Here is a 12,424-nt window from a genome sequence, read left to right as displayed (position 1 = left end):
TACTATTCGTTTAATGCAATGTTTCCTTGCCATTCGCTAAAGCCTCCAACTAAGTTGAAAGTCTGCTCAAAACCTAATTGATTCATAACCGCACAAGCTTGTGCGCTACGTCCACCTGCTTTACAGTAAATGAAATAATTTTTATTCTTATCTAGTTTTTCTACCTCTTCAATAAAACCTTGACCTTTGTAAATATCTATATGAAGTGCATTAGGAATAATGCCTAAGTCTACTTCTTCTTGAGTTCTAACATCTAAAACAACTGAATTATTGTCTTCTTCAAGTTGTTTTGTCCAATCTTTTTGGGATAAATCTGCCATTAAAACGTTTTAGTATTAAACAAAATTAATATTTCTTTATGATATAGACGAAAAAAAATCCGAAGTGTTACACTTCGGATTAAACTTTAACGTATTCTCAAATCTAATTTTTGAGAATTATTTTCTCTAGTTAACTTTTAACCTTAATAGAACAACCAATAGCTCTGGTTTTTGTATTCTTAATTTCTTTACCCTTTAGCAATGCATCTACAGCATCTTCAGTATAGCTTTCTGTAACTGCTGAAACATCTTTATAATTATCATCTATAGCTCCGATATATTTTACTTCATTACCTTTTTTAGTTTTCTGTAAAACATACACATGTGGTGTTTTGGTAGCACCGTATTGCGGATAGATATCTTGACCTTCATCCATTACGTAAGGAAATGTAAACCCTTTTGCTTTAGCTCTAGCTTTCATTGCTGCCATATTATCTCCAGGTTTCACATCTGTATCATTAGGCATAATTGCTATGACAGGATATCCTTTTGAAGCATATTTTTTATCTAAGGCCACTATTCTATCTTCATAAGCTACAGAGTAAGGACATGTATTACATGTAAAAATTACAATAAAACCTCTAGCATCTTTATAGTCTGACAAAGACACCTTGTTACCATCAATATTTTCTAAACTAAAATCTGTAGCAATATCACCAATAGTGTATCCAGTACTTTTATCTGTTTTTACGGCAAAAGCGGTTAACGCTAATGCAAAAACTATAACTGCACATAATTTGAAAGTTTTCATAATTCAATCTATTTATTTTAAAAATTATTTTCTTTGCTGAAGAAACCCTTTGATTTCGGTTTCTAATTCTTCTTTTGTAAACGATTGTTCATAGAACTTTCGTTTATCACCTTTATATATTATTGTTGCCGGCAAAGCACCAGACCAACTTTCGTTAATAGCTGGGATCCACCGATTTTGATCTGTATCGTCTAAAGCTACCACTTTAGATTTTATACCACGTTTGTTTAGAAACGTTTTTAATTTAGACTCATAATCTTTTGGAAAATCTAAACTCACTAATAAGACCTCTACTCCATCATTTTTATAATACTCGTTTACCGCTTCAAAATAAGGTAATTCTTTAACACAAGGTGCACACCATGTTGCCCAAAAATTTACGACATGTAATTTATCATCTTTAATATTAATTAAAGGTTCTAAACCATCATAATTATAAACCTCTAAATCATAATCATTGGAGGCGACTTCTTTTGGCATTTCAAGTTCATCTCTTGCATCTGCTTTTTCAGCATTTGTCTTATCGTTATTACATGATAAAATGAAAACACATAATAGTAAGAGTATTTTCTTCATGGGTTAAAGTTATTAATCAATTTTTAGGGTAATTAATAATTAACAAAATATTAATTGAAATATTTTGTTAATTAAAAGTTTTGATTTCTATCTTTGAAGTTCAAATGAAAATAAATACAAATCATACTTGGTGGTGGAATTTCTCAAACTCATGTTCGTGAACTAACCCTTGTATGTAAATTATTATAAAAAAGGCTTGTCATTCACGACAAGCCTTTTTTATTTTAAACAATACTGAAATAAATTCAGCATAAATGAAAACATTTAGTCTATACACACATTACAAAAAGATTCTAGCAGATACCATTACACCAGTTAGCATCTATCTTAAAATAAGAGATAAATTTCCTAATAGTATTTTATTAGAAAGTAGCGATTATCATGCAAACGAAAATAGTTTCTCATATATATGTTGCAATCCAATAGCCTCTATAAAAGTAGAAGGTGGCTCTATTTACCAAACTTATCCCGATGGAAGTACAAAAGTAAATCACATTAAAAGTGTTAGTGTTACGGATGAAATACACAAATTCACCAAGCGCTTTAAAGTAGATGCAGCCGATAAATTTAAATTTATTAATAATGGTATTTTTGGATACACTAGCTATGATGCCGTAAAGTACTTTGAAGATATTGAAATATCAAAGAAAGATAATTCAATTGATATTCCTGAAATATACTACGCGGTTTACCAAAATATTATAGCTATAAATCACTTTAAAAATGAAGCTTATATTTTTGCCCACTGTTTTGATACTGATAATAATATCGATGATATTCTTCAACTCATTCAAACAAGACAATATGCATCCTATGACTTTAATACAAAAGGAGATATTGAATCTAATCTTACTGATGAAGACTATAAAGAACACGTAGAGTTAGCCAAGAAGCATTGCGCAAGAGGCGATGTATTTCAGCTCGTATTATCTAAACAATTTTCACAGAAATTTAGTGGTGATGAGTTTAATGTTTATAGAGCATTACGAAGTATAAATCCGTCACCATACCTTTTCTATTTTGACTATGGCAATTTTAAAATATTTGGAAGTTCTCCCGAAGCCCAATTAGTTGTAAGTGACGGTAAAGCAGAAATTCATCCAATTGCTGGGACTTTTAAACGGTCTGGCAATGATCTAAAAGACGCAGAACTTGCCGAGCAACTAATTAACGATGATAAAGAAAATAGCGAACATGTAATGTTAGTAGACCTTGCTAGAAATGATTTAAGCAGAAACGGAAGTAACGTTACTGTAGAAAATTACAGAGACGTACAATTCTTTTCTCATGTTATTCATTTGGTAAGTAAAGTCACGGGTACCATTCACAAAAAGACGGATACGATGCAAGTTGTTGCAGATACATTTCCAGCAGGAACCTTAAGTGGTGCCCCAAAACACATGGCTATGAAACTCATAGAAAAATATGAAAAAACAAGCAGAGGTTATTATGGTGGCGCTATTGGCTTTATGGACTTTGAAGGCAACTTTAATCATGCTATAATGATTAGGACATTTCTTAGTAAGGACCATAAATTATTCTGGCAAGCAGGTGCAGGATTAGTCGCAAAATCAGATCCAGAAAGTGAATTACAAGAAGTATATAATAAGCTAAGTGCGTTAACTAACGCCATTGAACAAGCGAAAGATATTTAATATGAAAAAGGTACTAGTAATAGATAATTACGATAGCTTCACTTATAATTTAGTTCATTATTTAGAAGAACTTAATTGTGAGGTAAGTGTAATAAGAAATGACAAACTAAGCATTGAAGACGTAGATGTATTTAACAAAATTGTTTTATCACCTGGACCTGGCATTCCAGATGAAGCTGGTTTATTAAAAGAAATTATCAAAGTTTATGCACCTACAAAAAGTATATTGGGAGTATGTTTAGGACAACAAGCTATAGCCGAAGTATTTGGTGGCAGTTTAGAAAACTTAGATGCTGTTTACCATGGTGTAGCCACAGATATAACATTAGCTGTAGATGACGAAAGTTTATTTGAAGGACTAGATAAAACCTTTGAAGTAGGTCGCTACCATTCTTGGGTTGTTAGTACTATACTACCAGATAGCTTAGAAGCTACTTCTTTTGATTCAAATGGACAAATTATGTCATTACGACACAAAGTTTATGACGTTAAAGGCGTACAATATCATCCCGAATCTGTTTTAACACCTAATGGGAAAACTATTCTTAAAAACTGGGTCAATTCTTAATTATGAAACAACTACTTAACAGACTTATAAATCAAGAAAGTATTACCAGTAAAGAAGCAAAAAATGTTTTGTTTAATATCTCTAAAGGAGACTATAATCAAAGCCAAATTGCATCATTTCTAACCGTATATATGATGCGTAGCATTACGCTTGAAGAGCTTCGTGGATTTAGAGATGCCCTTTTAGAACTATGTATACCTGTAGATTTAGACAATTATAACACCATTGATTTATGTGGTACAGGTGGTGATGGTAAAGACACATTTAATATCTCTACCCTTTCTTCATTTGTAACAGCAGGTGCAGGTATACATGTCACTAAACATGGAAATTATGGTGTTTCATCTGCATGTGGATCCTCTAACGTTATGGAAGAACTAGGTATCAAATTCACAGATAATAAGGATTTTTTAAAACGCAGTATAGATGAGGCAAATATTTGCGTATTACATGCACCATTATTTCATCCTGCAATGAAAAATGTTGCACCTATACGAAAAGCATTAGGAGTAAAAACGTTTTTTAATATGTTAGGACCTATGGTAAATCCTGCGTTTCCTAAAAACCAAATGGTCGGAGTTTTTAATTTAGAATTATTGCGATTATATAGTTACTTATATCAAGAAACTGATAAGAATTATGCCATAGTGCATGCCTTAGATGGCTATGATGAAATTTCATTGACTGGTAAAACAAAAGTAATTTCAAATGATTCAGAAACTTTATTCGAACCCAAAGACTTAGGTGTTGAGCAAATTAATCAATCCGCAATTTTTGGCGGAAATACGGTACGACAAGCTGCTAAATTATTCACAAAAATAATAAATGGCAAAGGGACTAAGGCTCATAATAATGTGGTTTTTGCTAATGCAGGCTTAGCTATTGCAACAGTAGAACAAATTTCACATAAGGAAGGTTTTGAATTGGCTAAAGAATCTCTAATGAGCGGAAAAGCGAAAGCGAGCTTAGACAAACTTATTCAACTAAGTAAATGAACATATTAGATAAAATAGTAATCGATAAACGTAAAGAAGTTCATTTACGTAAAGGTATAATTCCAATTCGGCAATTAGAACACTCTGTTTTATTTGACAGGCCAACGTATTCGCTTGCCAAAAACTTAAGAGATAGCAACTCTGGTATTATTGCAGAACATAAAAGACGATCTCCATCAAAATCGGTGATTAATCAAAATTTAAATGTTCAGGATATTGCGAGTGGTTATGAAAACGCAGGTGTTTGTGGTATGTCTGTATTAACAGACACAAAGTATTTTGGCGGTGCGCTAGACGATTTATTATTAGCTCGTGCAAGCTGCTCAATACCACTATTAAGAAAAGAATTTATTATTGATACTTATCAAATACTTGAGGCTAAAGCTTATGGAGCAGATGTTGTTTTATTAATTGCTGCTATTTTAACTAGAGCTGAAATAAAAGAATTTTCAGAATTTGCAAAACATATCAATCTCGATGTATTGTTAGAAGTGCATAACGAGGAAGAATTACACAAGTCAATTATGCCTTCTCTAGACATGTTAGGTGTTAATAATAGAAATCTTAAAACGTTCGAAGTTAATTTAGAAACCTCAAAAACATTAAGTAAGCTTATACCAGATGACTTTGTAAAGGTGTCAGAAAGCGGAATCAGTTCTATTGAAGCCATCAAAGAATTACAACCTTATGGATATAAAGGTTTTTTAATTGGCGAAAACTTTATGAAAACAGATAACCCAGGACGCAGTGCTACCGAATTTATTAAAACTTTAGAAGGATGAAACTAAAAGTCTGTGGTATGAAATATAAAGACAATATCAAAGCTGTTGCAAATTTGCAACCAGACTATTTGGGCTTTATATTTTATAAAAAATCTACGAGACATTTTAATACTAGTATCCCAGAATTACCAAATACGATTAAAAAAGTTGGTGTTTTTGTAAATGAAAACTTAGAAACAGTTCTCAAAAAAATAAATGAATTTAACTTACAGGCTGTTCAACTTCACGGCAGCGAATCACCAGAATATTGTGCTACAATAAAAGACATTAAAGTTATTAAAGTATTCAGTATTAAAGACGAATTTAATTTTGATGCACTTCAACCTTATGAGAACGTTTGCGACTATTTCTTGTTTGATACTAAAGGCAAATTACCTGGAGGAAATGGTTACACATTTAATTGGGATGTTTTAAATAATTACCCCTCTACCAAACCTTATTTTTTAAGCGGTGGTATTGGACTAAACAATACAGAAAAAATTAGAGATTTCAAAAAAAGTGAGGCTTCAAAATATTGCTATGCTATTGATGTGAATAGTAAATTTGAGATTGAACCTGGAATGAAGAATATAGAAGAATTAGAAAAGTTAAAAAAACACCTGACTTCGAGTGATTTTTGAAGTATGAAAAAATTGTGTCGAGTAGCATTGGGTATCAATACAAAATTCAAAAAAAATTCACTCGACCTGACAAACTATTATTATGAAAGAAACATACAACATTAACGAAAAAGGATACTACGGAGAATTCGGCGGAGCATATATTCCAGAAATGCTCTATCCAAATGTCGAAGAATTACGTCAAAATTATTTAAAAATAATGGCAGAACCTTCTTTTCAAAAAGAATTTCATGCGTTACTAAAAGATTATGTTGGCCGTCCTTCTCCACTCTATTTTGCACAACGCCTATCAGAAAAATACAATACCAAAATTTATCTAAAGCGCGAGGATCTTAACCACACAGGTGCACATAAAATCAATAATACCGTAGGTCAAATTCTTATGGCACAACGCTTAGGAAAAACCCGGATTATTGCCGAAACAGGAGCTGGCCAACATGGTGTGGCTACTGCTACAGTTTGCGCACTAATGGGAATTGAGTGCGTCGTTTATATGGGTGAAAAAGACATTGCAAGACAAGCACCAAATGTTGCACGTATGAAAATGTTAGGAGCTAAAGTTGTACCTGCATTGTCAGGCAGTCGTACACTAAAAGATGCTACAAATGAAGCTATGCGCGACTGGATTAACAACCCTGTAAATACCCATTATATTGTGGGTAGTGTTGTAGGACCGCACCCTTTCCCAGATATGGTTGCACGTTTTCAAGCCATTGTCTCAGAAGAAATTAAAAGTCAACTATTAGAAAAAGAAGGTACAGAAAACCCAGATTATCTTATTGCTTGTGTTGGAGGAGGCAGCAATGCGGCTGGTACCTATTACCATTATTTAGATAATGAAACTGTAAAAATTATAGCTGTTGAAGCTGCTGGACTAGGAATAGATTCTGGTGAAAGTGCAGCAACATCAGTTTTAGGAAAAGAAGGTATTATACATGGTAGTAAAACACTTTTAATGCAAACTAAGGATGGACAAATTACCGAACCTTACTCTATTTCTGCAGGTTTAGATTATCCTGGTGTTGGGCCAATGCATGCCAACCTTTATAAAACAGGACGCGCAGAATTTATTGCTATTACAGATGATGAGGCTATGACTGCAGGTTTAGAGCTATCGCAATTAGAAGGTATTATCCCTGCGATTGAAACATCACATGCTTTAGCTATTTTTGAGCATAAAACATTTAAACCCAACGATATTATTGTACTTAACCTATCTGGTCGCGGCGACAAAGATTTACAGAATTATATTGATTACTTTAAGCTCTAGATGAAACAGATTTCAATTTTAGTAATACTAATCGTAGTCCTTTCTTGTAATGATCGGTCTATAGAGGCTAGTATTGAAACTATTAATTTAGCTGATGCTATCATTAATCCAAAACATTATATTATTACAAAAACCGACACTAAATTAGTAATAGATGGTATTGCGAATGAAACGGCTTGGGCTAACTCTAAATTCACATCGAAATTTATTGATATTGAAGGCGTTAAAACTCCGAGGTATGAAACTAAAGTGAAGATGCTTTGGGATGACCGTTATTTATATGTTTATGCCAAAATGGAAGAGCCACACATCTGGGGTGATATCACAAAAAGAGATGCTATTATTTATTTAAATAATGATTTTGAAGTATTTATAGATCCGTCTCAAACAGGTTATGGCTATGGTGAAATTGAAATAAATGCTTTAAATACGGTTTGGGATTTGTACCTCGACAAACCATATAGGTCAGGTGGTAAAGCTAATTTTCACTGGAATTTAAACGCACTTAAATCAGCTGTATATGTTGATGGTTCTATTAATAACCCTAATAAATTAGATAATTTTTGGGCTGTTGAAATGGCAATTCCACTAAAACCGTTTCTAAACCTAAAAAATAGATCAAAAACAAGTCCAATAGAAGGTGAGCAATGGAAACTCAACTTTTCTCGTGTACAATGGGATTTTAATATTGTTGACGGAAAATATCAGCGTAAAAAAGAGGATGGTAAATTCTTACCAGAATATAACTGGGTATGGAGCAACCAAAAAGTAATTAATATGCACGAGCCTGAGAAATGGGGAATTCTTCAATTTACAGAGCAAACCTCAACAGAGGGTATAATTTATAACGAGGATCCCGATTTATTACTAAAGCAAGTCGCTTATGCACTATATAGAGAAACGAAATTTAAATCATTAAAGTTTTACTTAAAACAAGACGTTGGCACTTCAAAATCGCTTCGTGTAGCCTACACTAAATCTGATACATTATCGGCTGTTTTTCATAAAACTAACTTCGGTTTTGAGTATGTAATTGAAAGTCAAATTAGTAATACTACCTATAGTATTAACGAACAAGGAATACTAAAAACACTATGAGAAAAGTATTAATTTTTATTGTTTTTTTGAGCCTAATCGCATGTAAAGAATCAAAGAAAAACACAAACAAAACGTCCGAAACAATTACTGGCATCACTCAAGACAAATTTGTATTTGCAACTTGGGCTCATTCTGGTGGAGCTTTTAACAAAGCCAAGTGGGAACAAAAATTAGCTTATTACGATTCTTTGGGTATATCTGAAGTGCTTGTTGGAGGTAATCCCGAATTTCTAAAACAATTAGTACCATTGGCTACTGAAAAAGAAATCAAAATTCATGCTTGGATGTGGACACTCAATAGACCTGGAGATACAATTGCACAACAGCACCCAGAATGGTATGCCGTTAATCGTGCCGGAAAAAACTCTTTAGAATATAGAGCCTATGTAGATTATTATCAATGGCTAAGCCCATTTCATCCTGAAGCCAGAGAACATATTAAAAACAACGTCAGTAAACTTACAAAAGTAAATGGCCTTGCTTCCATTCATTTAGATTATGTACGCTATGTAGATGTAATTCTTGGTAAGGATTTGCAACCTAAATATAATTTAGTTCAGGCTACCGAAATGCCAGACTACGATTACGGTTATCACCCTATCGCAAGAGAAGGGTTTAAAGCTATATTCGATAAAGACCCAATAGATTTTGAGCATCCGGAACTTAGCACAGAATGGAGACAATACAGACTTAATGCAGTAACCTCGCTCGTAAATGAACTCGTAGAAATTGCACATAATAGCAATAATAAAATGACTGCTGCTGTTTTTCCATTTCCCGAAATGTCGCGACAAATGGTGAGGCAAGCCTGGAATGACTGGAATCTCGATGCGGCTTACCCAATGATCTACAATAATTTTTACCAAGAGAATATCAATTGGATTGGTTTCGCTACAGAACAAGGAGTTAATGATGTCGACTTTCCTATTTATTCGGGCTTATACAGTCCTGCGTTAAAAAACCCTAAAGATTTAGAAAAAGCAATTCGGTTAGTTAAACAAAAAGGCGCCAAAGGGTTTTCAATATTTATGGCAGATAACCTCAGTGACGATCAAAAAAGAATAGTTATAAAATTGAATGAAGAATTTAATAATGAATAGAATAAATCAAAAATTAAAAGAAGACAAAAAGCTGTTATCTATATATTTCACAGCAGGCTACCCAGATATTAATGACACAACAACAGTCATTCAAAATCTGGAGAAAAATGGTGTAGACATGATAGAAATAGGATTACCATTCAGTGATCCTTTAGCTGATGGTCCAACAATACAAGCCAGTTCTACCAAAGCATTACATAATGGAATGACTAGCGAACTATTGTTTGAACAACTCAAGGACATTCGTAAATCGGTATCTATTCCACTAATTATTATGGGTTACTTTAACCCAATGTTCCAATTTGGTGTTGAAGCATTTTGTAATCGTTGCCAAGAGGTAGGGATTGATGGCCTCATTATACCAGATTTACCAGTAGATGTTTATAATGATCAATACAAAGACATCTTTGAAAAGTATGGCTTAATAAATGTCCTTTTAATTACACCACAAACTTCAGATGATCGTATTCGTTTTATAGATTCTGTTTCAGACGGGTTTATATATATGGTAAGTAGTGCAAGTGTAACAGGGAGCAGTTCTGGATTTGGAAATGAACAAACCGATTATTTTGAACGTATCGCTAGTATGAATCTTAAAAATCCACAAATTATTGGATTTGGTATTTCAGATAACGAAACCTTCACCCAAGCTACCAAATACGCAAAAGGTGCTATTATAGGAAGTGCTTTTATAAAACATATAACCAACTACAGTATTAGTAGCATCTCAAATTTCACAGATAAAATAAAACAGTCAGATTAAATTATTTGTAGTTTATTTGATTGAAAATCATTATTTTAGTTATTCATTTTTAATTAAAAAAATCCATCAATATTCAATGAAAAATTCACTTTATTTATTTCTAGTCGGTCTATTGTTTTTAGGATGTAAAGACGATGTTAAACTTCTAAACAAGACTTCAAATTCATCTAAAACTCCTATAGTCTATTATAATGGTGACATTCTAGACATGGTTGGCAATAGCCCATCGTATAAAGACGCTTTAGTTGAAAAAGACGGGAAAATAATCTTTGTTGGTGATAGCAAAAAAGCAATGGAAGTCGCTGGCATAGGACACCAAATGATAGATCTCAAAGGAAAAACACTTTTACCAGGTCTTATAGATGGGCATGCTCACTTTGCTAATTTTGGTATTCAAGCCATTGGTGCTCAAATATTGCCGCCACCAGATGCTGGGGCAAATAATATTCCTGCGCTTATTGCTATCTTAAAGGAATGGAACACTGAAGAAAACAGAGCGCTTACAGGATGGATTTTCGGTAGCGGATTTGATGATTCTGTTTTGGAAGAGAAACGATTTCCAACTAAAGAAGATTTAGATAAAGTATCTACCGAATATCCGATTATGGTTATTCATATCTCTGGTCATTTTGCATCATTAAATTCAAAAGGACTCGAAATGTTAGCAATAACTTCCGAAACAAAGGATCCAGAAGGTGGCATTATAAGAAGACTTCCAAACAGCCAAGAACCTAATGGTGTTTTAGAAGAACTTGCTGCTATTCCAAATTATTCTAAGGCACTAACACCAGCCTCAGAGGAAGCCCTTCTAAAGTTAATGACAGCTGGTCAGGATATGGCATTATCTTATGGCTACACCACAGCACAAGAAGGTCGTGCGATGGAACAGCATGATTTACTTGCTGCATTTGCGGAAAAAGACTTTTGGAAAATAGATGTGATATCTTATATAGATTATGCTTTTTCGCAACATATGGATTCTAAATGGAATAGTAAAACCTATAATAATCATTATCGCATTGGAGGATTAAAGCTAACCTTAGATGGTTCTCCACAAGGAAGAACAGCGTGGCGCACAGAACCCTATCTTTTACCACCTGATGGAGCTGATAAGGATTATTTAGGCTACCCTGCACTTCCAAAAGATGAAGACGTTACAGCCATTTATGAAAAAGCATTCAAAAATAATTGGCAAATTTTAACCCATGCCAATGGTGATGCCGCTATGGATCAAATGCTACGAACCATGAAACCGATTGCTGATAAGTATGGCAATAACGACCGAAGAAATGTTTTAATACATGGACAATATATCAGAGAAGATCAATTAGATGCCTATAAAGAGCTAAACGTGATCAACTCTTTGTTCCCTTTACATACCTTTTATTGGGGAGATTGGCATAAAGAAATCATTGGAGACTCCTTAGGAAATAAAATTAGCCCTGTAAAAACAGCCTTAAATAAAGGTTTAAATATTACAATACATACAGATGCTCCAGTGGCGTTACCAAATTTAATGCGCGTAGTTTGGACTGCTGTGAATAGAACATCGCGATCTGGAAAAGTGATTGGACCAAACGAAAGATTATCAGCCTACGAAGCCTTAAAAGCCATAACGATTTGGTCTGCTTTTCAACATTTTGAAGAAGATTTAAAAGGGACCTTAGAAGTCGGAAAATTAGCAGACTTAGTGATTCTAAATAAAAACCCGTTGAAGGTAAAACCAGATGATATTAAGAATATTATTGTTTTAGAAACTATTAAAGAAGGCAAATCTTTATTCAAGCTAAATCAATAAAAAAATTATACTAAATAAGCACTCTAATTGGTGATCTAAACAAAGCTTATTCTTTAATTTGAGTGGGCTTTTTTTTATGCTTCAAAAATTATTAAATTAGTTTAGGTTTCGTAACTTTCAATATGTAA

The 12,424-nt window shown here is 33.3% G+C and carries 13 protein-coding genes; 10 read left to right on the top strand and 3 right to left on the bottom strand.

All coding sequences use genetic code 11. The features are described 5' to 3' along the window. Positions 1 to 2: 2 nt before the first annotated feature. From B2U95_RS14330 to B2U95_RS14320, 3 genes are all read right to left on the bottom strand, one after another. Complete coding sequence (locus tag B2U95_RS14330; protein WP_296317329.1) at positions 3 to 320, bottom strand: rhodanese-like domain-containing protein; 318 nt, start codon at positions 318 to 320, stop codon at positions 3 to 5. A 130-nt stretch (positions 321 to 450) separates the two neighbouring features. Next, a complete protein-coding gene (locus B2U95_RS14325; protein ID WP_296317328.1) occupies positions 451 to 1,071 on the bottom strand; it encodes a thioredoxin family protein in 621 nt (206 codons plus the stop codon). A gap of 24 nt (positions 1,072 to 1,095) precedes the next feature. Further along, positions 1,096 to 1,647 (bottom strand): TlpA disulfide reductase family protein, encoded by a 552-nt coding sequence (locus tag B2U95_RS14320; protein WP_296317326.1) that lies wholly within the window; start codon positions 1,645 to 1,647, stop codon positions 1,096 to 1,098. 254 nt (positions 1,648 to 1,901) lie between these two features. On the opposite strand from B2U95_RS14320, the gene B2U95_RS14315 reads away from it, so the two are divergent. The 10 genes from B2U95_RS14315 to B2U95_RS14270 all read left to right on the top strand — a co-directional run bounded on the left by B2U95_RS14315 (position 1,902) and on the right by B2U95_RS14270 (position 12,296). Beyond that, complete coding sequence (locus B2U95_RS14315) at positions 1,902 to 3,302, top strand: anthranilate synthase component I family protein (protein ID WP_296317325.1); 1,401 nt, start codon at positions 1,902 to 1,904, stop codon at positions 3,300 to 3,302. Between the two features lies 1 nt (position 3,303). Further along, positions 3,304 to 3,870, top strand: coding sequence for an anthranilate synthase component II (locus B2U95_RS14310; protein ID WP_296317323.1), 567 nt, complete (start codon positions 3,304 to 3,306; stop codon positions 3,868 to 3,870). A 2-nt stretch (positions 3,871 to 3,872) separates the two neighbouring features. Next, a complete protein-coding gene (trpD, locus tag B2U95_RS14305) occupies positions 3,873 to 4,865 on the top strand; it encodes an anthranilate phosphoribosyltransferase (protein WP_296317321.1) in 993 nt (330 codons plus the stop codon). Next, positions 4,862 to 5,647 (top strand): indole-3-glycerol phosphate synthase TrpC, encoded by a 786-nt coding sequence (trpC, locus tag B2U95_RS14300; protein WP_296317319.1) that lies wholly within the window; start codon positions 4,862 to 4,864, stop codon positions 5,645 to 5,647. Before trpD ends, trpC begins: the two co-directional genes overlap by 4 nt. Next, complete coding sequence (locus B2U95_RS14295; protein WP_296317317.1) at positions 5,644 to 6,267, top strand: phosphoribosylanthranilate isomerase; 624 nt, start codon at positions 5,644 to 5,646, stop codon at positions 6,265 to 6,267. The genes trpC and B2U95_RS14295 overlap by 4 nt, the downstream gene beginning before the upstream one ends. 82 nt (positions 6,268 to 6,349) lie before the next feature. Further along, positions 6,350 to 7,537, top strand: coding sequence for a tryptophan synthase subunit beta (gene trpB / locus B2U95_RS14290; protein ID WP_296317314.1), 1,188 nt, complete (start codon positions 6,350 to 6,352; stop codon positions 7,535 to 7,537). Continuing rightward, on the top strand, positions 7,538 to 8,635 hold the full coding sequence (locus B2U95_RS14285) for a carbohydrate-binding family 9-like protein (protein WP_296317312.1): 1,098 nt from the start codon (positions 7,538 to 7,540) through the stop codon (positions 8,633 to 8,635). Then, on the top strand, positions 8,632 to 9,735 hold the full coding sequence (locus B2U95_RS14280) for a family 10 glycosylhydrolase (protein ID WP_296317310.1): 1,104 nt from the start codon (positions 8,632 to 8,634) through the stop codon (positions 9,733 to 9,735). Before B2U95_RS14285 ends, B2U95_RS14280 begins: the two co-directional genes overlap by 4 nt. Then, a complete protein-coding gene (trpA, locus tag B2U95_RS14275; RefSeq protein WP_296317349.1) occupies positions 9,728 to 10,498 on the top strand; it encodes a tryptophan synthase subunit alpha in 771 nt (256 codons plus the stop codon). The genes B2U95_RS14280 and trpA overlap by 8 nt, the downstream gene beginning before the upstream one ends. Positions 10,499 to 10,574: 76 nt before the next feature. After that, complete coding sequence (locus B2U95_RS14270) at positions 10,575 to 12,296, top strand: amidohydrolase (protein ID WP_296317308.1); 1,722 nt, start codon at positions 10,575 to 10,577, stop codon at positions 12,294 to 12,296. Positions 12,297 to 12,424: the final 128 nt, after the last annotated feature.

The sequence above is a fragment of the Winogradskyella sp. UBA3174 genome (genome assembly GCF_002364335.1).
Lineage (GTDB): Bacteria > Bacteroidota > Bacteroidia > Flavobacteriales > Flavobacteriaceae > Winogradskyella.
Note: the sequence above shows the minus strand (reverse complement) of the source record. Positions and strands in the feature narration are given on the sequence as shown.